The sequence below is a fragment of the Streptomyces sp. R44 genome, from assembly GCF_041053105.1.
Lineage (GTDB): Bacteria > Actinomycetota > Actinomycetes > Streptomycetales > Streptomycetaceae > Streptomyces.
In genome coordinates this window covers 7,677,426-7,698,149 of the sequence record NZ_CP163444.1, presented here as the reverse complement: position 1 = coordinate 7,698,149, position 20,724 = coordinate 7,677,426, and the positions used below count along the sequence as shown (strand labels likewise).

The 20,724-nt window shown below is 74.8% G+C and carries 19 protein-coding genes and 1 pseudogene; 3 read left to right on the top strand and 17 right to left on the bottom strand.

All coding sequences use genetic code 11. The annotated features are described in order from the left end of the window. Positions 1-27 precede the first annotated feature (27 nt). The 4 genes from AB5J54_RS35760 to AB5J54_RS35745 all read right to left on the bottom strand — a co-directional run bounded on the left by AB5J54_RS35760 (position 28) and on the right by AB5J54_RS35745 (position 3,916). On the bottom strand, positions 28-1,116 hold the full coding sequence (locus AB5J54_RS35760) for an acyl-CoA dehydrogenase family protein (protein WP_369148086.1): 1,089 nt from the start codon (positions 1,114-1,116) through the stop codon (positions 28-30). Continuing rightward, on the bottom strand, positions 1,113-2,294 hold the full coding sequence (locus AB5J54_RS35755) for an acyl-CoA dehydrogenase family protein (protein WP_369148085.1): 1,182 nt from the start codon (positions 2,292-2,294) through the stop codon (positions 1,113-1,115). The genes AB5J54_RS35760 and AB5J54_RS35755 overlap by 4 nt, the downstream gene beginning before the upstream one ends. Further along, positions 2,291-3,259: an NADPH:quinone oxidoreductase family protein gene (locus AB5J54_RS35750; protein WP_369148084.1), complete on the bottom strand. Its 969-nt coding sequence runs from the start codon at positions 3,257-3,259 to the stop codon at positions 2,291-2,293. The genes AB5J54_RS35755 and AB5J54_RS35750 overlap by 4 nt, the downstream gene beginning before the upstream one ends. 69 nt (positions 3,260-3,328) lie before the next feature. Next, positions 3,329-3,916, bottom strand: coding sequence for a helix-turn-helix domain-containing protein (locus AB5J54_RS35745; protein ID WP_369148083.1), 588 nt, complete (start codon positions 3,914-3,916; stop codon positions 3,329-3,331). A gap of 67 nt (positions 3,917-3,983) precedes the next feature. Here AB5J54_RS35745 and AB5J54_RS35740 point away from each other — a divergent pair, with 67 nt between their 5' ends. Both AB5J54_RS35740 and AB5J54_RS35735 read left to right on the top strand, forming a co-directional pair. After that, positions 3,984-4,949 (top strand): NAD(P)/FAD-dependent oxidoreductase, encoded by a 966-nt coding sequence (locus AB5J54_RS35740; RefSeq protein WP_369148082.1) that lies wholly within the window; start codon positions 3,984-3,986, stop codon positions 4,947-4,949. A gap of 98 nt (positions 4,950-5,047) precedes the next feature. After that, complete coding sequence (locus tag AB5J54_RS35735; RefSeq protein ID WP_369149564.1) at positions 5,048-5,821, top strand: VOC family protein; 774 nt, start codon at positions 5,048-5,050, stop codon at positions 5,819-5,821. 12 nt (positions 5,822-5,833) lie between these two features. Here AB5J54_RS35735 and AB5J54_RS35730 read toward each other — a convergent pair whose 3' ends face one another. The 13 genes and pseudogenes from AB5J54_RS35730 to AB5J54_RS35670 form a co-directional block, all read right to left on the bottom strand. Beyond that, on the bottom strand, positions 5,834-6,412 hold the full coding sequence (locus AB5J54_RS35730; RefSeq protein WP_369148081.1) for a hypothetical protein: 579 nt from the start codon (positions 6,410-6,412) through the stop codon (positions 5,834-5,836). Between the two features lie 35 nt (positions 6,413-6,447). Beyond that, positions 6,448-7,199, bottom strand: a pseudogene (locus tag AB5J54_RS35725) (PIG-L deacetylase family protein). Further along, a complete protein-coding gene (locus AB5J54_RS35720) occupies positions 7,196-8,128 on the bottom strand; it encodes an SIS domain-containing protein (RefSeq protein ID WP_369148080.1) in 933 nt (310 codons plus the stop codon). Before AB5J54_RS35720 ends, AB5J54_RS35725 begins: the two are co-directional and overlap by 4 nt. A gap of 100 nt (positions 8,129-8,228) precedes the next feature. Beyond that, positions 8,229-9,362 (bottom strand): substrate-binding domain-containing protein, encoded by a 1,134-nt coding sequence (locus AB5J54_RS35715; protein WP_369148079.1) that lies wholly within the window; start codon positions 9,360-9,362, stop codon positions 8,229-8,231. A gap of 90 nt (positions 9,363-9,452) precedes the next feature. After that, positions 9,453-10,760, bottom strand: a complete 1,308-nt coding sequence (locus tag AB5J54_RS35710) for an alpha/beta fold hydrolase (RefSeq protein WP_369148078.1) — start codon at positions 10,758-10,760, stop codon at positions 9,453-9,455. 63 nt (positions 10,761-10,823) lie between these two features. After that, on the bottom strand, positions 10,824-11,771 hold the full coding sequence (locus AB5J54_RS35705) for an ABC transporter substrate-binding protein (protein WP_369149563.1): 948 nt from the start codon (positions 11,769-11,771) through the stop codon (positions 10,824-10,826). A 50-nt stretch (positions 11,772-11,821) separates the two neighbouring features. Beyond that, positions 11,822-12,496 (bottom strand): ABC transporter permease, encoded by a 675-nt coding sequence (locus AB5J54_RS35700; protein ID WP_369148077.1) that lies wholly within the window; start codon positions 12,494-12,496, stop codon positions 11,822-11,824. Beyond that, positions 12,493-13,173, bottom strand: coding sequence for an ABC transporter permease (locus AB5J54_RS35695; protein ID WP_369148076.1), 681 nt, complete (start codon positions 13,171-13,173; stop codon positions 12,493-12,495). Before AB5J54_RS35695 ends, AB5J54_RS35700 begins: the two co-directional genes overlap by 4 nt. A 66-nt stretch (positions 13,174-13,239) precedes the next feature. After that, a complete protein-coding gene (locus AB5J54_RS35690; protein ID WP_369148074.1) occupies positions 13,240-14,511 on the bottom strand; it encodes an SGNH/GDSL hydrolase family protein in 1,272 nt (423 codons plus the stop codon). A gap of 98 nt (positions 14,512-14,609) precedes the next feature. After that, positions 14,610-14,999, bottom strand: a complete 390-nt coding sequence (locus AB5J54_RS35685) for a VOC family protein (RefSeq protein ID WP_369148073.1) — start codon at positions 14,997-14,999, stop codon at positions 14,610-14,612. A 73-nt stretch (positions 15,000-15,072) separates the two neighbouring features. Beyond that, a complete protein-coding gene (nadE, locus tag AB5J54_RS35680; protein ID WP_369148072.1) occupies positions 15,073-15,903 on the bottom strand; it encodes an ammonia-dependent NAD(+) synthetase in 831 nt (276 codons plus the stop codon). A 76-nt stretch (positions 15,904-15,979) separates the two neighbouring features. Further along, complete coding sequence (locus tag AB5J54_RS35675; RefSeq protein ID WP_369148071.1) at positions 15,980-17,131, bottom strand: sulfite oxidase; 1,152 nt, start codon at positions 17,129-17,131, stop codon at positions 15,980-15,982. 104 nt (positions 17,132-17,235) lie between these two features. Further along, on the bottom strand, positions 17,236-19,311 hold the full coding sequence (locus tag AB5J54_RS35670) for an NB-ARC domain-containing protein (protein WP_369148070.1): 2,076 nt from the start codon (positions 19,309-19,311) through the stop codon (positions 17,236-17,238). 171 nt (positions 19,312-19,482) lie between these two features. Between AB5J54_RS35670 and AB5J54_RS35665 the strand changes: the two genes are divergently transcribed. Beyond that, positions 19,483-20,706, top strand: a complete 1,224-nt coding sequence (locus AB5J54_RS35665) for a GNAT family N-acetyltransferase (protein ID WP_369148069.1) — start codon at positions 19,483-19,485, stop codon at positions 20,704-20,706. Positions 20,707-20,724 lie beyond the last annotated feature (18 nt).

Genomic DNA, 20,724 nt, shown 5'->3' with positions numbered 1-20,724 from the left:
GTAAAGGGGTACGGACACAGCGGCCCCTTACCTGGGCGCGGGGAGGTCCATCAGAGCGGCGATCGCGTCCTGGTGCCGGCCCGCCGAACCGAGGGCGCTCTGGTCCGACTTGGCCCGCTTCAGGGCCAGGTGCGCCGGGTGCTCCCAGGTCATGCCGATCCCGCCGTGCAGCTGCACGCACTCCTCGGCGGCGCGGACCGCGACCTTGGAGCAGTAGGCCTGGGCGACCGCCACGGTGAGCGGCGCGTCCGGGCTGCCGGTGGCGAGGGCGTCGGCGGCGGCGCGGGCCGCCGCCCTGGCCCCGACGACGTCCAGCCAGAGCTGGGCCATGCGGTGCTTCAGGGCCTGGAAGGAGCCGACGGGCCGGTTGAACTGGTGGCGCTCGCGGGTGTGCCGAACCGTCTCCTCCAGGCACCACTCGGCGAGACCGAGCTGCTCGGAGGCGAGCAGCCCGGCCCCCGCGAGGAGCCCGCGCCGGACGGCCGCGCGGGCCGCGTCCCCCTCGGCGAGCCGGATCCCGCCGCCGGGCGGCGTGCTGACGCGGGCGAGGGGGCGGGTGAGGTCGAGCGGGGTCTGCGGCCCGACGGTCGCCTCTCCGGCCGGCACGGCGTACAGGCCGTCGGCGCGCGGGACGAGCAGGACGTCGGCGGCCACGGCGTCGGCCACGCCGGCGACCTCGGGGGCGATCGGCGGCTCCTGGTCCGGTGCGGTCGACAAGGGCACGACGAGCACCGCGACCGTCCGGCCGCTCGCGAGCTCCGCCAGGAGCTCGGCCGCCGGGCCGCCACCCTCTCCCGCCAGGGCCAGCAGCGTCTCCGTGGCCACCACCGCGCTCGTGAGGTACGGCAGCGGGGTCACCGCGCGGCCCAGCTCCTCCAGGACCACGGCGGCCTCGCGGTGGCTCGCACCCAGGCCGCCGAGCTTCTCGGGGACGAGGAGTCCAGCGGCGCCGATGTCGCCCGCGAGGGACGTCCAGAGGCCGGGGACGTACGGGTCGTCCGTCTCGATCCGGTCGAGCAGGCTCTGGTGCCCGGCCCGGTCGGCGAGCAGGGCGCGGACCGTCGCCCGCAGGTCGTCCTCGGTCTCGGAGTACAGCAGATCGCTCTGCTCTGTCATCGGGTCAGGTCCTTCCATGCGACGTCCTTGTCGTTGCGGGGCTCCGGCGGCAGGCCGAGGACCCGCTCGGCGACGATGTTGAGGAGCACCTCGCTGGTGCCGCCCTCGATCGAGTTGCCCTTGGAGCGCAGATAGCGGTAGCCGGCGTCGCGGCCGGTGAAGTCGACGAGCTCGGGGCGGCGCATCTCCCACTCCCCGTACAACAGGCCCTCGTCGCCGAGGAGTTCGACCTCCAGACCGCTGATGGCCTGGTTCAGCCGGGCGAAGCCGAGCTTCATGGCGCTGCCCTCGGGACCGGGCTGTCCGGCGACGAGCTGCTGGCGGAGGCGCTCGCCGGTGAACCTGGCGACCTCGGCGTCGACCCAGAGGTCGAGGAGGCGCCGGTGCAGCTCGTGGGTGCGCAGCTCGGGACGCTCGCGCCAGGTCGTGGCGAGCTTCCCGATCATGCCGCCCTCGCGGGGGATGCGGGCGCCGCCGATGGAGACCCGCTCGTTCATGAGGGTGGTCTGGGCGACCCGCCAGCCGTCGCCGACCTCGCCGAGGCAGTGGGCGTCGGGGATGCGGACTCCGGTGAGGAAGACCTCGTTGAACTCGGCCTCGCCGGTGATCTGGCGCAGCGGCCGGACCTCCACGCCGGGGTCGGTCATGTCGCAGACGAAGTAGGTGATGCCCCGGTGCTTCGGCGCGTCCGGGTCGGTACGGGCGATGAGGATGGCCCAGCGGGCGATGTGGGCGCTGGAGGTCCACACCTTCTGCCCGTCGATCACCCAGTCCTCGCCGTCCCGTACGGCACGGGTGCCGAGCGCGGCGAGGTCGGAGCCCGCCCCGGGCTCGCTGAAGAGCTGACACCAGACCTCCTCGCCGACCCAGAGGGGCCGCAGGAAGCGGGACTTCACCTCGTCGGAGCCGTACGCCAGGAGGGTGGGGGCGGCCATGCCGAGGCCGATGCCGATCCGGCGTGGGTCGTTGTCGGGGGCGCCCGCGGCGGCGAGTTCGGCGTCGACGACGGCCTGGAGGGCGCGGGGCGCGTCGAGTCCGCCGAGACCCACGGGGTAGTGCACCCAGGCGAGTCCGGCGTCGAAGCGGGCCTTCAGGAAGTCGGTGCGGTCGGTCGTGGCGGGCGGGTGCTCGGCGAGCAACTTCCGGGTGAGGGAGCGGAGTTCCTCGGCGTCGGTCATGCGTGGGCTCCTTCCGGGAGGACGACCAGGCGGCCGGTGGTGGTGCCGTCGGCGACGCGCTGGACGGCGTCCGCCGCGAGGGCGAAGGGGACGCGCTCGCCGATGAGGGGCTTGATCAGCCCCTTCGCCGCGTAGGCGGTCAGGGTCTCGTGGCAGCGGCCGATCGAGCCCGGGTCCTTCGTCGCGTACAGGCCCCAGTGGAGGCCGAGGATCGAGTAGTTCTTCACCAGGGCGTGGTTGAGGGCGGGGGCCGGGACGGCGCCGCTCGCGAAGCCGACGATCACGATCCGGCCCTCGAAGGCGACGCACTTGGCCGACTGCTGGTAGGCCTCGCCGCCGACCGGGTCGTAGATCACGTCGGCGCCCCGGCCGCCGGTGGCGGCCTTGACGGCGGCGACGACGTCCTCGGAGCGGCGGTCGATCACCAGGTCGCAGCCGAGGGCGCGGGCGACGGCGGCCTTCTCGGGGCCGCCGACGACGCCGATGACGGTGGCGCCGGCCGCCTTGCCGAGCTGCACGGCGGCGCTGCCGACGCCGCCGGCCGCCGCGTGGACGAGGAGGGTCTCGCCCTCCTGGAGGGCGGCGCGGCGGTGCAGGCCGAACCATCCGGTCTGGTAGCCGATGTGCAGCGCGGCGGCCTCGGCGTCGTCAAGGGCCTCCGGGGCGGGCAGGAGCCCGGCGGCGTCGGCGAGGGTGTACTCGGCGAAGCCGCCGTGCGGGAGGGCCGCGGTGGTGATCACCCGGCGCCCGTCCTCGGTCTCGGCGCAGACCTCGACGCCGGGGGTGAAGGGCAGCGGGGGGCGCACCTGGTAGTGGCCGCGGCAGAGCAGCGCGTCGGGGAAGTTGACGTTCGCGGCGCGGACCCGGAGGAGGACCTGGCCCTCGCCCGGCGTGGGCGGTTGCACCTCCTCGCGGCGCATCACCGCGCCCGGTTCGCCGTTCTCGTACACACGCCATGCCTGCATCCGGAATGCCTCCTCCGTACCGAGCGGTCGGTGGCATACTAAGCGGTCGCTTGCTTGTGGCGGAACCGCTCAGCCGGACTTCTTGGGACGCGCCCGCACGTGCATGCGCTCCCCCTGCGGCCCGAACAGGCTCAGGAACTCGACCGGGCCGTCCTCGGCCGGCCCGAACCAGTGCGGGACGCGCGTGTCGAACTCGGCCGCCTCGCCGGCGGCGAGCACGACATCGTGCTCGCCCAGCACCAGCCGGAGCTTCCCGGAGAGCACGTACAGCCACTCGTACCCCTCGTGCACCCGGGGCTCCGGGGCCTCGCGCGCCTTCTCCTGGATCACCTTGTACGCCTGGAGTCCGCCGGGCTGGCGGGTCAGCGGGTACATCGTCCGGCCGTTGCGCACGATGGGCTTCGCCTTGACGCGGGGATCGCCCACCGGCGGGGCGCCCACCAGCTCGTCGAGGGGGACCTGATGGGCGCGGGCGAGCGGCAGGAGCAGTTCGAGGCTGGGCCTGCGCTGCCCGGACTCCAGCCGGGAGAGGGTGCTCACGGAGATGCCGGTGGCGGCGGAGAGCTCGGCGAGGGTCACCCCGCGGTCGCGGCGGACACGGCGGAGCCGGGGGCCGACCTCGGTCAGGACGGCGTCGATGCGGTCGTCTTCGGTCATGGTCCCAGTCTTGCAGAAACGGCAAGATTTCTTGCCCGAACCTCACAAGCGGAACGACCCTCTCACCATGAATGCGCACACAGAGAACACTCCCGGGCGGTACGACGCGATGGTGATCGGCGGCGGCGCCGCCGGGCTCAGCGCGGCGCTGATCATGGGCCGCTCGCGGCTGAGCACCCTGGTCGTGGACGCGGGCGAGCCCCGCAACGCCCCCGCCGTCCACATGCACGGGGTCCTCTCCCGGGACGGGACGAGCCCCGCCGACTACCTCGCGGCCGGACGGCGCGAACTCGCCTCGTACGGCGTGGACGTGCGCGAGGGCCGGGTGGCCCGGGCGGCAGCCGACAACGGCGACGGCTTCCTCGTGGTCCTGGCGGACGGCACACGCGCGCGTGCGCGAAGGCTGGTGGTGGCGACCGGCCTCGTCGACGAGCTGCCGGAGATCGACGGGGTGGCCGAGCGTTGGGGCCGGGACGTGCTCCACTGCCCCTACTGCCACGGCTGGGAGGTCCGCGACCTGCCGTTCGGAGTGATCGCCCACCCGGCGATGCCCGCGCACCAGGCGCTGATGGTCTCGCGCTGGTCGAAGGACGTGACGCTCTTCCTGCACACCGCCGGCGGGCTCTCCGCCCCCGACGCGGCTCTGCTCGACGCGGCCGGGGTCGAGGTCGTCACCGGCGAGGTCGCCGGGCTCGCCGTCGAGGACGACCGGCTCACCGGGGTCCGGCTCGCCGACGGGCGGATCGTGCCGCGCTCGGTGGTCTTCGTCGGGGCGCGGCGGCTCGCGGCACGGGACGACGTGCTGCGGGAGCTGGGCGCGGAGCTGCGCGAGACCCCGTTCGGGGAGTTCGTCGCGGTCGACGAGACGGGCCGGACGAGCCTTCCCGGCGTCTGGGCCGCCGGGAACGTGACGGGCCCGCAGGAGCAGGTCGTCAACGCGGTGAGCCGTGGCTACCGGGCCGGCGTGGCGATCAGCAACGAGCTGCTGTTCGCCGATCTGGAGGCGGCGGCGGCCCGTCGGCCGGCCGGATGAAACGCGGCGCCCCGGGCTGCGCCACGGGGGCCCGCGGGTGAGGATCGGCCATGGTGACCACATTCGGCCACGGACGACGCAAGGACGGGACACCACCCATGCTCGGTACGCAGTTCACCAAGGGCTCCCCCAACTGGATCGACCTCGGCAGCCCCGACACCGAAGCCGCCGCAGCCTTCTACGGCGCCGTCTTCGGCTGGGACTTCCGGTCGGCGGGCCCGGAGGCCGGGGGCTACGGCTTCTTCCAGCAGGACGGCGCCACGGTCGGCGCCCTGGGACCGCTCGACGAGGGCGCGAAGAGCGCCTGGACGGTGTACTTCCAGACCTCTGACGCGGACGCGACCCAGGAGGCCGCCAAGGGGGCGGGCGGCACCGTGCGCGTCGAGGCCTTCGACGTCATGGACGCGGGCCGCATGGCCTGCCTCACCGACCCGGCGGGCGCGGAGTTCGCCGTCTGGCAGCCGGGGACGGTGAAGGGCCTGGATCGGACCTCCGCCACCAACACCCTCCTCTGGGCCGAACTGCACGTCCCCGACCCCGAGGCCACCCTCGGCTTCTACGAGAGCCTCTTCGGCTGGCGCTGGTCCCGGATGGAGGCGCCCGGCATGACCTACCGGGTGATCTCCACTGCCGAGGGCGACCAGGAGGACACGTCCTTCGGAGGCGCGGCCGAGCTCCAGGAAGGGATGGACGCGGCCTGGATCCCGTACTTCACGGTGGAGGACCCCGACGCGGTCTCCCGCACGGCGCAGGGCGGCGGCGGCTCGGTCGTGATGCCCGCCGCCGACGTCCCCGACGTGGGTCGCATCGCCTGGCTCGCCGACCCCTTCGGTGCGGTGTTCGCGGTGATGAAGCCCAACCCGAGGGCGTAGGCCGGCAGCGCCTCAGCGGCGGTGCGCTTGCGCGCGCAGCCGCTGTGCGCCGAGCAGCAGCGCGTCCCAGCCCGCACCTTCGGGCACGGCCAGCAGCTCCGCGATCTCCTGGTCCCCGTGGTGGACGAGGAGCAGACTGCCCTTGACCGTCGACAGCCGGACCTCGGACCAGGGGTGGCTCCAGAGCCGCCGGGTGCCGTCCCAGAGCTGGAGGCCGCAGTCGGTCACGCGCAGTGCGAAGCGGTCGTCCGACGGCTCGGTCGGCCGTCCGTCCACCACGGGTGGGCGGACGCCGTACTGACTGAGCACGGTCTCGCCCGGTTCGAGCCCCGCGTCGCGGGCGCCGCTCTCGCGACCGGCCATCACGCCGAGCCAGGTGCCGAGGCCGCCGCACGCCACCACGACGGGCAGACCCAGCCACCCCAGGGAGGCCAGCAGCTCGGGCGGGACGAGGCTGACCGCGCCGACCGGCGCGGCCACGACTCCGGCGAGCCCGCCGACGACCGCGCCCTGGACGGTCCTCCGGCGGATCCGCCGGCTCCGCTCCTCCGCCGGCAGCTCGGCCGGCTGCCGCGAGCTCACGTACCCCATGTGTCCCCCGTCCCGCGATCGCGCCCCAACCGACCTTATCTGGCGAAGAGTTCGAACGTCACCGCCGGGCGGTCGCCGAAGCGGGCCGAGGCGCGGGACGTCGCCATGGTCAGGAAGTCGCGGACGTACTTCTCCGGGTCCTCGTCCGTCAGGGCCTCGATGTAGGCGCGGTGACACAGGAGGGAGCGGATCGCGCGTCCAGGCCGGGGGCGGCGTCGATCGCGTGGGTCGGGGTGCTGGAGGCGGCGACGGCGACCCAGCGGACGCCGTTCCAGGGCTCCAGGCCCTGCTCGGTCAGCTCGGGGAAGATCCAGCGGTTTCCGGCGTCGGCGGCCGCGTCGAGCGTGGCGCGGCCGACGGCCAGGTGGTCCGGGGTGTTCCAGGGGGCACCGGGGCCGCCGCCCCAGGTGTCGCGGTGATTGAGGGTGATCACGAGTTCCGGCCGGTGGCGGCGGATCGCGGCCGCGATGTCGCGGCGCAGGCCGAGCCCGTACTCGATCACGCCGTCGCGGTGGTCGAGGAACTCGACGGTGTCGACGCCGACGACGGCGGCGCTGTCCCGCTGCTCCTGCTCGCGGACCGGGCCGCAGACGTCGGGGGCGAGGGTGTCGATGCCGGCCTCGCCCCGGGTCGCGAGGACATACGTGACCTCCTTCCCCGCGTCCGTCCAGGCGGCGACGGCCGCCGCGCAGCCGTACTCCAGGTCGTCGGGGTGGGCGACGACGGCGAGCGCGCGCGTCCAGTCGCCGGGCATCTCCAGGAGGTCCTGGGCATCCGTGTCGATCATGAGCGCAGGATACGGGTCGCCTCCGACACCGTCGGGCGGAACGCTCCGGCGAGGATGACCGAGCGTGAGATGTGGCGCGGCCGGTCGGGGTTGAGGCCGCGCCGGTCCGCGAGGGCGACCGCGAGCCGCTGGGCGCGGACGAGCGCCGCGACCGGGTCGATGGCGTCGGCGGCGAACAGGGCGCCGGTGGACTCCACTTCGTCCCGCAGGCCCGAAGGGGCCGGGCCCAGGCAGCAGACCAGGCTCGCCCGGTCGCTGATGCTGATCGGGCCGTGCCGGTACTCCATCGCCGCGTACGACTCGGTCCAGGCGCGGGCCACTTCGCGCAGCTTGAGCGCCGCCTCGTCGGCGAGGCCGACGGTCCAGCCGGTGCCGAGGAAGGTGAACTGGCCGCGCCGCTCCCAGGCGGCGGGCAGCGCCTCGTACAGGACGAGTTCGGCGTCGGCGATCGACGGCCCGAGGTCCACCCCGAGCCCGGCGCGCAGGAGTTGGAGCGCGGTGGTGGCGAACCGGGTCTGGACGACGGAGCGTTCGTCGGCGAAGCCGAGGTCGACGATCCGGTCGGCGAGCCTTCCGGCGGGGCTGTCGGGGACCCCGGTGACGACGAGCGTCGGGACGCGGCCGGCGGCGCGGGCGAGCAGGTCCACGACCTCCGTGGTGGTGCCGGAGCGGGTGAGGGCGACGATCCGGTCGTAGCCGCGGCCGAGCGGGGTGGTGTCGGAGGCGGGGAACGCGTCGGTCTCGCCCGCACCGAGGGACTCCCGCAGGGCCGCGTAGGCGCGGGCGATGAAGTACGAGGTGCCGCAGCCGACGACCGCGACGCGCTCGCCGCGGGCCGGCAGCGGGCCGGAGTCGTGGCCGGCGATCTCGGCGGCGCGGCGCCAGCAGTCGGGCTGGCCGGCGATCTCCGCGCTGACGTGGGTGCTCATGGTCCGGGTCCTCTCCTCACAGGGTCCCTCGCTGGGCCCTCGCGGGTCCGGACCGAGTTGTATCCCCGCGCGACCGGAGCACACCATGAGCAATCCGTACTCACCGCTTGGACTTTTGTGGATCCGCTTCCGTCCGTCCGCCGCAGGAGGCACGGACCACCAGGCGCGGTCTCAGCTGCACCTGGTGGAGCGGGGCCGCGTCCCCCTCGGCGAGCCGCCGGAGCAGGATCTGCGCAGCGAGGCGGCCCAGCTGGTACTTGGGGGGCGAGACGGCCGTCAGCGGGGTCTCCGCGACATCGGCGAACTCGTTGTCGTAGCTGATCAGGGCGAGGTCCTCGGGCACCCGCAGTCCGGCGCGGCGGGCCGCCCCGAGCATCAGGGCGGCCTCCCGGTCGCCGAAGCAGAGCGCGGCGGTGACGCCCGAGGCGCGCAGCGCGGCGAGCGCCCGGTCGGCGCGGTCCGGGTCCCAGCGGTCCCTCACGTCCCGCTCGTGCGGCGGGGCGGCGGGCAGACCGAGGTCGGCGAGGGCGCGGGCGAAGCCGGACTCGATGGGCGCGGTGGTCGGCGCGTCGGTGCGGGCGACGAGCCCGAGCCGCTCGTGGCCGAGGGCCCGCAGGTGGCGGACGGCGTCGTAGGCGCCGCCCTCGTGATCGGTGCAGACGTGCTCGGTGGGGTCGCCGGGGCCGTGGGCGGCGAGCCGGCGTTCGACGAGGACGGCGGGGACGGGCAGGGCGAGGAGCTCCTCGGCGCGCCGCCCCGGATCGGTCGCGGTGTGCAGGCTGGGGACGAGGAGGAGGCCGTGGACCCCGGCGGAGAGCAGCCGCTCCACGGCGGCGTCCTCCTCGTCGGGGTCGTACTGCGAGCAGGCGAGGACGAGCCGGGCGCCGGCCGCCGCGACCTCCCGCTCGATGCCCTGGAGGACGCGCGGGTAGTAGTAGGTGGTGTCGGGGACGAGGACGCCGACGATCCGCCGGTCGGCCCGGTCGCGCTCGGGACGGTGGGCGGAGAAGGTGCCCGCGCCCTGGCGTCGTTCGACGAGGCCGAGGGCGACGAGGTCCTCGTAGGCGCGGCGGACGGTGGTGACGGACAGACCCGTCTCGGCGGCCAGGGCCCGCTCGGTGGGCAGTTTGCTTCCCGGGGGCCAGGTGCCGTCGAGGATGCCGCGCCGCAGCTCGGCCATGAGGGCCCGGAACTTCAGCTCCCGGCCGGACGCCGGTGTCTCGCGTGCCGCCATCCGGACCCCCTCGTGCGCGCCGGGGCCTGCACCCCGGTGTCATTGCTGATCGATTGCGCGCCGAATCCTATGCCTCTCCCGGAGCGGTGTTCAGATCTCGTCGCGGGCGAGGGACAGCAGCCGGTCGAGGACGCGCGGCCCGCCGGCCCGTACCCCGTCGTGCTCGAACTCGTCGGTCACCCAGGTCCGCAGGCCCCGCACGGCGCGCGCGGTCTCCAGGGAGTGGGCGGTGTCGACGTACATGTCGTCCTGGTAGACGGCGGCCGCCACCGGGACCTGGTTGGCGGCGAGCCGCTCGGGGTCGTACAGCGGGGTCCAGTCGGTGCGCGCGGCGAGCAGTTCGGCGGTCTCGCGCAGCGGGCGCAGGGCGGGGTCGGTGGCGAAGTGCCAGGGGTGGACGGTCTCTCCGGTGAGGAGCAGCGGCGCGCCCTCGTCGAGCGCCGTACGGGCGTCGAACTCCGGGTACTCGGCGCGTACCCGTTCGGCGGCCCAGTCGGTGGGGCCCTGTCCCTGGGCGTAGATGGCCTCGTGGAGGACGGCGTACAGCGGGTGTCCCGCGTACGAGAGGTGGGCCTGGACCTGTTCGAGGAAGGCGTCGGCGAGCGCGGGCCCGGCCGGGGTCGGCACGAAGGCGCCCTCCAGGAGCAGATGGAGCTGGTGGGTGCCGTCGCCGGAGCCGAGGAGGATGCCGAGGGACTGGAAGGCCTCGACGGTGAGCAGTCCGCCGCCGGGGAGGGTGACCTCGTGGTCGAGGAGGTGGGCGGCGATCGCGTTGACCCGTTCGGCGTCCTGCGGGTAGCGGGCGAAGTGCGCCTCGTTCTTCCGCCGGATGCGGGGGTAGGCGGCGCGGTAGACCTCGTCGGCGGTGGCGTCCAGGGCGGGCAGGCCGCCGGTGATGAGGACCCGCTCCAGGCCTTCGGGGGCGGTGGAGAGGTAGTGGGTGGCGCAGAAGCCGCCGAAGCTCTGGCCGAGGACGGTCCAGGGGGCTCCGCCGGTGAGCCGGCGGCGGATCAGCTCGCAGTCCTCGACGATGGAGTCGGCGCGGAAGTGCGCCAGGTAGTCGGCCTGCTCGGCCGGTCCGCCGCGCAGCGGCAGGGTCTGGCGGTTGGCGGGGGTGGAGCGGCCGGTGCCGCGCTGGTCGAGGAGGAGGACCCGGAACTCCCGCACGGCGCGGCCGAGCCAGGCCTGCGGGCCGATGAAGCGGCGGGCGCCGAAGCCGGGACCGCCCTCCAGGTAGACCAGCCAGGGGAGCTCCTCGCGGCCCGAGCGGTCCTTGTCGCTCGCGACGACCTCGCGGCCGAAGACCTCGATGCGCTCGCCGTCGGGGCGGGCGTGGTCGAGGGGGACGGGGAACCGGTGGTCGGTGAGGACGAGGCCCGGCTGGCGGTAGGTGGTCAACGCTGCTCCTGCTCCTGTTCGGTACGCCCCCGCGAGGACAGTGGATCACACGGAGTGCCGGGATCAGCGCGGGAGGAGTCCCTTCTCCGTGAGGTAGTTCCGTGCCACGTCCTCCGGGAGCCGCCGCCAGCTGTCCACCCGCTCGTTGAGGTGCGCCAGCTCCGCGGTGGTGAGGACCGTGTTGAGGCGGGCGAGCGCGCGGGTGACGCGCTCGCCGCCGGCGCGGGCGCGGTTGACGACGGGGACGATGAAGTCGGCGTTCTGCAGGTGCTTGTCGTCGTCGAGCAGGACGAGCCCGAACGCGTCGAGCGTGGCGTCGGTGGTCGTGGTGAGCACCAGCTGGTCCTGGCCGCTCTGCACGGCCTGTTTGGACTGGGTGGTGCCGACGCCCTTGGGGTCGACGGCCGTCACGTCGATGCCGTAGACCTCCTTCAGGCCGGGCGCGCAGTACGGCCGGCGGACGCACTCGTCACCGGCCGCGAGGCGGACCGGCAGCCGGGCGGCGCCCAGGTCGCCGAGGGTCTTCAGGCGGTGCTCGGCGGCGTAGGCGGCGGTGACGGCGAAGGCGTTCTGGTCGACGGCGCGGCCGGGGTCGAGGACCGTGAGCCCGCGCGGTCCGGCGAGCGCGCGGAGGGCGGCCATGGTCGCGGTCAGGTCGGGCGAGCCGACGGTCGGCGCGTCCGCCCCGTGGGCCTTGGCGTTCAGCCAGTCGGCGAAGGTCGCGGCGTACTCCGGCACGACGTCGATCTGGCCGTTCTCCAGGGCGGGCTCGTACAGCTCGCGGTTGGTGACGGACAGGATCCTGGTGCGGTATCCGGCGTCCTGGAGCAGCAGCGCGTACATCTGGGCCAGGAGGTCGCTCCCGGTGAACCCGGCCGAGCCGACGACCAGCCGGTCGCCGTCGCCGGGCTGTCCGGGGACGGCGCCCCGGTCCTCCAGGGCCGGGCCGGCGGCGCAGCCGGTCGCCAGGAGGACGAGGCAGAGGACGCCGGAACCGCGGGGCCTCCTCACCCGCCGCTCCCCCACGTCCGCCGTCACCCGCCGCTCCCCCACGTCCGCCGTCACCCGCCGCTCCCTCGCGTCCGCGCCGGGCCGAGGCGCTGCGCGCCTTCGAAGACCGCCTCGACGAGGAGGGCGAGCACGGCGACGAGAAAGGCCCCGGCGACGACCTGCGGGGTGGACGCGAGGTTGAAGCCGGCGGTGATGATCCGGCCGAGGCCGCCGCCGCCCGCGAGCGCGGCCACGGTCGCGGTGGCGACGAGCTGGACGGCCGCGATCCGTACGCCGGTGAGGATCATCGGCAGGGCCAGTGGCAGTTCGACCCGGGCGAGGGTCTGGCGGCCCGTCATGCCCATGCCCCGGGCGGCCCGTACGACGTCTGCGTCGACGCCCCGCATCCCGACGTACGCGTTGGTGAGGAGCGGGGGCACGGCGAACAGGACCAGGGCGATGATCGTCGGCCACTGCCCGTACGGGCCGAGCGGGCTGAGGAGGAGCAGGACGAGGACGGCGAAGGTGGGGACGGCCCGGCCGGCGTTGGCGAGGTTCACGGCGAGCGCGCCGCCCTTGCCGAGGTGCCCCAGGACGAGGGCGACGGGCAGGGCGATCAGACAGCTGAGGAGGAGGCAGACGGCGGTGAGGAGGAGGTGCTCGCCGAGCCGTTGCCCCACGCCGTTCTCACCGGACCAGTTCGTGGCGGTGGTGAGCCAGGACCACGCGTCGGCGAGGGCGGTCACCCGGCCCCTCCCCGGGTCCAGGGGGTGAGGAGCCGCTGCGCGCCGAGGAGGAGCAGGTCGGCGGCGACGGCGATGACGACGCAGAGCGCGGAGGCGGTGAGGACCTGGGCCTTGAAGTAGGTGTTCATGCCCGCGTAGATCAGGTTGCCGAGGCCGCCGTGGCCGACGATCGCGCCGATGGTGACGAGGGAGACGGCGGAGACGGTGGCGATGCGCAGTCCTGCCATGGCGGCGGGCAGCGCGAGGGGCAGTTCGACGGCGAGGAGCAGCCGGATCGGCCCGTACCCGAGGCCGCGCGCGGCCTGCCGGGTCTCCTCGGGGACGGCGCGGAGCCCCGCGAGGACGTTCCGTACGAGGAGGGTGAGGGAGTACAGGACGAGCCCGGCGACCACGAGGGCGGCGGACAGCCCGTACACCGGCAGGAGCAGCGAGAACATCGCGAGCGCCGGGATCGTGTACAGGAGGGTGGTGAGCCCGAGGACGGGCCCGGCCGCCCACCGCCAGCGGCGCGCCGCCACCGCGAGGGGCAGGGCGAGCAGCACGGCGAGGGCGACCGCGGCGCCGGCCAGCTGGAGGTGCTGGACGACGGCGTCGCCGAGGATCTCGCGCCGGGTGGAGAGGTAGTCGCCGCAGATCCACTCGTTGCGGGCGAGGCAGTCCTCGGGCGGCGCGGTCACCCTCCCATTCGAGGCGGTCGCCGGCCCCCGCGCACCCCGACCGGGCCGTTCGGGGGCCGGCACCGGTCAGAGGGAGTTCAGGTCAACCGCGTCGGCCATCGCCTTGTAGCCGGCGTCCTTCATGTGGATCAGATCGCCGGAGACGTACTCCGCCCCGATCCGCTCGGGGTGCTCCGGGTCGGCCACCACGCTGTCGAAGTCCACGACGCCGTCGTACGCGCCGCTCGTACGGATCCACTGGTTGACCTCGTTGCGGACGCGGTCGCCGCGCTCGGTCCAGTACGCGTACCCCTGGTACGGCGGGAGGGTGGCACCGATGACCTTCACGCCGCGGGCGTGGGCCTCGCGGATGAGCTGCCGGTGACCGGCGACGATCTCGGCGGACGTGACGAGGGGACTGGGGGTGGTGCAGCGATCCTGGGGGCCGTCGGGCAGGACGATGTCGTTGGTGCCCTGCAGGACGATGACCGTGCGCACGTCGGGGCGGCCGAGCACGTCGCGCCGGAACCGGGAGAGGGCGCTCTCGCCGAAGCACGGGGAGTCGTTGAGGACCTTGTTGCCGCCGATGCCGAGGTTGAGCACCGGCCGCGGACGGCCTTCGGCGACGAGGCGGTCGGCCAGCGCGTCGGGGTAGCGCCGGTCGGCACCGAAGGTCGAGCCGACGCCGTCGGTGAGGGAGTCGCCGAAGGCGACGACCGCGTCACGGCCGCGGCCGGGCGATGTCACCGGCTTCACGTCCACCCCGGCCAGGTAGTACCAGGACAGGCTCGGCGGCTCCGCGAACGCCTCGCCCGCCGCGTCACGCAGGTGGTCCCCCGACGCCCGGTAGGTCAGGGTGTCGGCGAAGTTGTGGAAGGTCGCCGGGCCGGTACGCCCCCGGAAGTGCAGGGTCACGGTGAGCTGTTCCAGGGCCCGTACGGGCAGCGCCACCGCGTCGCTCGACAGCTGCCCGCCCGCCGGGACGGTCACCCCGTCCGCCCCTCCGAACCGCACCGTGCGCACCGAGTCGGCCCGCACGGCCGCGCCACCGGCACTGCGGGCGACGGTCGCGCCGGTCAGGCGGAGCGGGGACGTCCCGTACACGTTGGAGAGCCGGATGCGCAGCTCGGAGCCCTCCGCGCCGACGCGGATCACCTGACGCACGGACTGGTTGTCGAACCCGGCCTCGGACCAGTTGGGGTACCAGTCGGTGTGGGTGGGGGCCTGCGGGGCGGTGGCCCAGGCACTGCGCCAGGGGGTGAACGCGAACGAGTCGGTGGTCGTGGCCCCGGCGGGCGCGGCGGCGGTCATGAGGACGGCGGCCAGCGGGACGGACACGAAGATCTTCTTGGCAGTCATGCCGCTATGACGCCCCGCGTCGGGGGAATGTGACACGACGGGTCGAGAGCCCCGCGAGGGCCGCGGCACGCCGGGCGGTGCGCCGGCGGGGTGTCCGGTCAGCCGGTCGAGAGGACCGCGATGACGTTGCCCGCCGGGTCCGTGAACCAGGCGATGGCGGGACCGTGCGTGTCGCGCACGATGCCCTTCTCGTCGGCCTCGAAGCCGGGGTAGCGCTGGAACGCCGCCCCGCGCCCGATCAGCTCGTCGACGGCCCGGTCGATGTCGTCGACCTCGAAGTTGAGGATCGTGAAGGAGGCGGGGGTGTGGTTCTCCTTGGGGTAGACGAAGACCCGCGCCCCGCCGGGCAGGATGAGGTCCAGCATCCGCATCCCCTCCGGGCCGCCGGTCTCCTCCACCCTCAGGCCGAGGACGTCGCCGTAGAAGCCGCGTGCGGCGTCGAGGTCGTCGACCGAGAAGGAGCTGTACGCCTTGGTCTCGCCGAACATGTCGTGCTCCCTTCCGGGGGCCCGGTGCCCGGGCGCCCCTTCCAGGATCCTCCGACTCCGCCCCGCCGTCCGCTCAGGGGGCGATCGGCAGCTGCCGCTTGTGCTCCGTGAGCTCGTAGCGGCGGACGATGGTGGCGTACGCGGCCTCCGCGACCGGCTTCCCCTCCAGGAAGTCGTCGATGTCGTCGTAGGTGACGCCGAGCGCGTCCTCGTCGGCCTTGCCCGGGTCGAGGGTCTCCAGGTCGGCCGTGGGGGTCTTCCACACCAGGGAGGCCGGGGCGCCCAGCTCGTCGGCGATCGCGCGGACGCGCCGCTTGGTGAGGCCGGTCAGCGGGACGACGTCGGCGGCGCCGTCGCCGAACTTGGTGAAGAAGCCGGAGACGGCCTCGGCGGCGTGGTCGGTGCCGACGACGAGGCCGTCGTGGGCGCCGGCGACGGCGTACTGGGCGATCATCCGCTGCCGGGCCTTGATGTTGCCCTGCACGAAGTCCTGGTGGTGGGCGTCGCGGAAGGTCGTCCCGCCGGCGAGGCAGGCCTCCAGGGCCGCGTCGCTGGCCGCCTTGACGTCCACGGTGAGGACCCGGTCGGCGCGGATGAAGCCGAGGGCGGTCTGCGCGTCCTGCTCGTCGGCCTGGACGCCGTACGGCAGCCGCATCGCGTAGAAGGCGGCCTCGTGGCCGGCGGCGCGGGCCCGCTCCACGGCGAGCTGGCAGAGCCGGCCGGCGGTGGTGGAGTCGACGCCGCCGCTGATGCCGAGGACGAGGGAGCGCAGCCCGGTGGAGGTGAGGCGCTCGGTGAGGAAGGCCACCCGGCGCTCGATCTCCGCCTTCGGGTCGAAGGTCTCGGCGACCTGGAGGTCCCGGGCGATCTGCAGCTGGAGGGCGGTGGACGCCGGGTCGGTCACGAAGGTCTCCTCGTCGGGGTCGGTCGGCGGCGCACGGGAGTCCCCCGAGGTGTACGGGGGTGCACCGGGGTCGACTCTACGCGGCGCCCGACCCGGCGACGGACGCCTCCGGGGTGCAGAGCACCTCGACCCGCTGGACGAGGTTGTTCGCGAAGCCGCCGCGGTTCCACGGCGGGGTGAGCGGCTGGACGTTCCCCTCGGCGTCGGTGGCCCGCACGGTCAGGTGGCGCAGTCCCGGCGTCGCCGTCCAGGTGGCGCGCCAGGCGGACCAGGCCCAGGGGTGCGCAGGGTCCCGTTCGACCTCGGCTTCGGTCCAGGCCGCGCCGCCGTCCTCGCTGACCTCGACGCGGGTGACCGGGCCGTGCCCGGACCAGGCGCGCCCGGCGAGCGCCACGGGCCCGGGGCGCACGACGCGGGTGCGCGTCATGAAGTCGGGGAAGCCGGGCGGCGCCATCAGGGCCCGGGGCGCAATGAGGGTGACGGGCTCCCCCGGTTCGTCGGCCTCCCGGCGCAGGCGGTAGGCGACGCTCTGCTGGAAGCCGGTGTACGGGGCGTCGCCGAGCGTGATGTCGTGGAGCCACTTCACGTGCGCCATGCCGTACCAGCCGGGGACGACGAGCCGGAGCGGGCTGCCGTGCTGCGGCGGCAGCGGCGCGCCGTTCATCGCGTACGCGACGAGGACGTCCCGCGCCGGGTCGGCGGCCGTCTCCAGGGGCAGGCTGCGGCGGTAGTCCTGCTCGACGCCCCGCTCGACGCCGTGGTCGGCGCCGGTGAACACCGCCTCGGCCGCGTCCTCGGCGATGCCGGCCTCCGCGAGGAGGGCGGCCAGCGGGACGCCGGTCCAGTCGGCTGTCCCGACGGCCTCGACCAGCCAGGGCTGGCTGACGGGGCGGGGCGTGAGCAGGGCCCGGCCGTTCCCGGCGCATTCCAGGGTGACCCGGCGGGTGACGGCGGGCCGGTCGCGGAGCGCCGCCAGGTCCAGGGCCAGCGGGCGCAGGACCCGGCCGCCGACGGTGAGCCGCCAGCCGTCGGCGTCGGTGGCGGGGATGTCGTAGTGCACGAGGACGTAGTGGAGTCCGGGCGGGGTGACGTCGTACCGCAGGGCCTCCAGGGGCAGTCCGTGGTTGCGGGCGGCGAGGGCGAGCTCGTGCGGGGTGACGCCCTCGTCGGGGCCGGCGACGCGCCCCGGTGTGCTGATGTCGCTCAGACCACTCAGGGATCCGTCCATGTCCTCATCGTCCGCCCGGGCGGAGGGCCCGGCACGTCGGACTCCTACGGTCTGCGCCCGGGCGAGGGCCCGGCACCTCGGGCCCGGTGGGCGGGGGCCGTGCCTCAGGCCTGCCGGGGGCCGCGCAGGGCCCGGTCGAGGCCGTCCTGCGGGAGGCCGGTGAGGGCGCGGACGAAGATCTCCTCGTAGGCGGGTTCGCCGAGCGTCTCGCGGACGGTGTCGGTGTACTTCTCGTGCAGCGCCCGCAGACCGGGCAGACCGCGCCGGGGCTGGCCGGTGGACCGCCAGTACGCCTCGCCCGTCCCGCTCACGTCGGCCGCGCGCTCGCCGTCCCCGGCCGCCGCGAGGGCGGTGGCGAGGACGTCGAGTCCGAGGGCGACGCCGAGGCTCGCGCCGAGGCCCCGGGTGCCTTCGAGCATGGCGCGGGCGTGGCCGGAGGCGGCCGCCGGGTCGCCCTCCAGGAGGCCGGTGAGGGCGAGCTGGTACTCGAGCGCGGTGCGGGTCCAGTGCTCGTCGAGCTCCTCGCAGAGGGCGCGGAGGTGCAGCGCCCGTTCCCGGGCCTCGGCGAGCCGGCCGAGCCCGGTGAGGGCGAAGACCCGCACGAGGTGGCAGCGCAGCCGGGCGGCCGAGTCGGCGGGGCCGCCGGGGGCGGCGTCGAGGACGTGCCCCACGACGACGTACGCGGCCATGGGCCGGCCGGTGGTCAGGGCGAGGAGTCCGGCGAGGGCGGCGGCGTCGAGGGTGAGGTCGCCGGGCCCCGGAGCCGTCTCGTACGAGGGGTGCTCGGTGTACTCCGTGTATCTGGCCTCGCGGGCGCAGCGTTCGCCGACCTCCTGGGCGGGGCCGAACTCGCCCTGGAGGACCAGGGTGACGCCGAGCGCCCACAGGGCGCGGGCCCGGACGCGGCCGCGGGCCCCGGCGAGGAGCAGGGCCTGTTCGAGGCCGTCGCGGGCCTCGCGGAGGCGGCCGCGGCAGGACCAGGCGAAGGCGACGGAGCCGACGAGGTCGAGGGCGGCGTCGGGGTCGGTGCGGAGCAGCCGGTCCAGGGCGGTGCGCAGGTCGGTGTGGTGGGCGTCGACGGTGCGGTACCAGCGGAGCTGGCGCGCGCCGTGCCATTCGGTCTCGGCCCGGCGGGCCAGGGCCCGGAAGTGGGCGGCGTGCCGGTCGGCGACCGTTCCGGTCTCGCCGGTCCGGTCCAGCCAGGTCGCCCCGTACTCGCGGATGGTGTCGAGCATGCGGAGCCGGCCGGCGGCGTCCGGCGGGCGGACCACGGAGGAGCGGACGAGTCCGTCGAGCGCGCCGGTCAGGGTCGCGCCGTCCAGGGGGCCGCCGGTGCACACGGCGGTCGCGGAGGCGAGGTCGAAGGGGCCGCGGAAGACGGAGAGCCGGGCCCAGAGGAGGCGTTCGAGGGGGGTGCTCAGCTCGTGGCTCCAGCCGATGGCGGCGCGCAGGGTCCGGTGGCGGCTGGGCCAGACCCTTTCGGGGTGGGCGAGCAGGTCGAAGCGGGCCTCCGGCGGGGCGTCGAGGCGGGTGCCGAGCTGGTCGCGGACGGCTTCGGCGCCCTGGAGACGGATCTGCGCGGCGGCGAGTTCCAGGGCGAGCGGGATGCCTTCGAGGCGTACGCAGATCTCGCCGGCGGGCCCGGCGGCGGGGAAGTCCTCCCCGGCGGCCCGGCGGAGCAGTTCCAGGGCGTCGCCGCCGCCGGGCGGCAGCGGGTCGAGGGCGATGACGCGTTCCCCTTCGACGCCGAGGGGGCGGCGGCTGGTGGCGAGGACGGTGAGTCCGGGGGCGGCGGCGAGGAGTTCGGTGACGAGCCGGGCGCAGGGTTCGGCGAGGTGCTCGCAGGAGTCGAGGACGAGGAGCAGCCGGTCGTCGGCGAGGCGGCGGCAGAGCCCGGTGGTGGCCATGCCGGGGGTGTGGTCGGCGAGGTCGACGGAGTCGGCGACGAGCGCGACGAGGAGCCGGTCGCCGTCGAGCTGGCTGAGGTCGGTCCACCAGGCGCCGTCCGGGTGTCCGTCGGCGGCGCGGTGCGCGGCGCGCAGCGCGAGCCGGGTCTTCCCGACTCCCCCGACGCCGGTCACGGTGACGAGGCGGTGCTCCGCCAACGCGGCGGAGACGCGCTCCAGTTCCGTGCGGCGTCCCACGAAACCGGGGTTCTCGTCCGGCAGATGTCCACGCACGGGAGCAGTCTCCCTCATGACCGTCCCGAACGGACCCGCGGAACCGGTTCGTTATGCGGTCGATCTTCGTTGCCGGAGCGGCGGAAACTCGTTTGACCGGGCCGGAGGGCGCGGCTGCACTGTGCGGGGCGCCACGGACGGTGGTGCCGGTGTTCCGGGGAGGCGGTACCGATGGAGATTCGTCCCACGACCGAGGAGGACCATCGCGTCTTCGTCGACACGATGCACACCGCGTTCGGGCTCGTTCCCGAGACGCCGGCCGAGGACGGCGGAGGGGTCTGGTGGTCGGCGCTCGAGATGGATCGGGGCCTGTTCGCCCTGGCGGACGACGGGCGGCCCGTCGGCACCGCCGGTTCGTACTCCTTCGAGCTCACCCTGCCGGGTGGGGCCCTCGTCCCGGTCGGCGGGGTGACCGCCGTCGGCGTGCTGCCCTCGCACCGGCGCCGGGGCGTGCTCAGCGCGATGATGCGGCATCAGCTCACCGAGCTGCGTGCCCGGGGGGACCTCCTCTCCGTGCTGCTCGCCTCCGAGGCCACGATCTACGGCAGGTTCGGCTACGGCCAGGCGACCTACACGCAGCGGCTGACCGTGCCGCGCAGGGAGGCCGCGCTCGCCCCCGGCCGGGCGCTCGGGACCACGGACGCGAGGGACACGGGCTCGGTGGAGGTGCTGCCGCGTGCCGACTGCGCGGAGCTCCTCGAAGAGGTCTACGACCGGTACCGCCGCGCGCAGCCCGGCGCGCTGTCCCGGCCGCACCGCTGGTGGGCCCGGCGGGCGGGGCAGCCCCCGATCGCTCCGGCGCCGCGCTACGTGGCCGTCCACCGGGACGCCGACGGGATCCCGGACGGGTACGCCAGTTACGCCGTCGGCGACGACCGCACCCTGACCGTCGACGAGGTGATCTGCACCGGCGACGCGGTTTTCACGGCCCTGGCCCGGTTCGTGCTCGAACACGATCTGGTCGGCAAGGTCGTGTTCAAGCACGTCCCGCCCGAGCACCCGCTGCCCTGGCAGCTCGCGGACTTCCGCGCGGCCGAGGTGAGCACGCGGAGCGACTGGCTCTGGGTGCGGCTGCTGGACGTCCCGGGCGCGCTGACCGCGCGCGGCTGGTTCACGGACGGCGAGCTGGTCCTCGACGTGGACGACCCGTTCCTCGGCGAGCACGGCCGCCATCTGCTGACCGTCCGGGACGGCAAGGCCGACTGCGTACCGACGGACCGGGAGCCGGACCTGTCCCTGGATGTGCGGGACCTGGGCGCGGTCTACCTCGGCGGCACCGCCCCGAGCACCCTCGTGCGCGCGGGGCACGTCCGGGCCCACCGGCCGGGAGCGGCCGCGCTCGCCGACGCCCTGTTCCGCGGGGAGGGCGCCCCGCACTGTCTGCACTGGTTCTGACCGCGTACGGAGCAGGGT

Coding starts and splice junctions, on each gene's coding strand:
- AB5J54_RS35750 (WP_369148084.1), bottom strand. CDS start 3,259: ATGCAGGCATGGCGTGTGTACGAGAACGGCGAACCGGGCGCGGTGATG.
- AB5J54_RS35690 (WP_369148074.1), bottom strand. CDS start 14,511: ATGACTGCCAAGAAGATCTTCGTGTCCGTCCCGCTGGCCGCCGTCCTC.
- AB5J54_RS35755 (WP_369148085.1), bottom strand. CDS start 2,294: ATGACCGACGCCGAGGAACTCCGCTCCCTCACCCGGAAGTTGCTCGCC.
- AB5J54_RS35740 (WP_369148082.1), top strand. CDS start 3,984: ATGAATGCGCACACAGAGAACACTCCCGGGCGGTACGACGCGATGGTG.
- AB5J54_RS35730 (WP_369148081.1), bottom strand. CDS start 6,412: ATGGGGTACGTGAGCTCGCGGCAGCCGGCCGAGCTGCCGGCGGAGGAG.
- AB5J54_RS35675 (WP_369148071.1), bottom strand. CDS start 17,131: ATGGACGGATCCCTGAGTGGTCTGAGCGACATCAGCACACCGGGGCGC.
- AB5J54_RS35685 (WP_369148073.1), bottom strand. CDS start 14,999: ATGTTCGGCGAGACCAAGGCGTACAGCTCCTTCTCGGTCGACGACCTC.
- AB5J54_RS35760 (WP_369148086.1), bottom strand. CDS start 1,116: ATGACAGAGCAGAGCGATCTGCTGTACTCCGAGACCGAGGACGACCTG.
- AB5J54_RS35720 (WP_369148080.1), bottom strand. CDS start 8,128: ATGAGCACCCACGTCAGCGCGGAGATCGCCGGCCAGCCCGACTGCTGG.
- AB5J54_RS35715 (WP_369148079.1), bottom strand. CDS start 9,362: ATGGCGGCACGCGAGACACCGGCGTCCGGCCGGGAGCTGAAGTTCCGG.
- AB5J54_RS35745 (WP_369148083.1), bottom strand. CDS start 3,916: ATGACCGAAGACGACCGCATCGACGCCGTCCTGACCGAGGTCGGCCCC.
- AB5J54_RS35735 (WP_369149564.1), top strand. CDS start 5,048: ATGCTCGGTACGCAGTTCACCAAGGGCTCCCCCAACTGGATCGACCTC.
- AB5J54_RS35665 (WP_369148069.1), top strand. CDS start 19,483: ATGGAGATTCGTCCCACGACCGAGGAGGACCATCGCGTCTTCGTCGAC.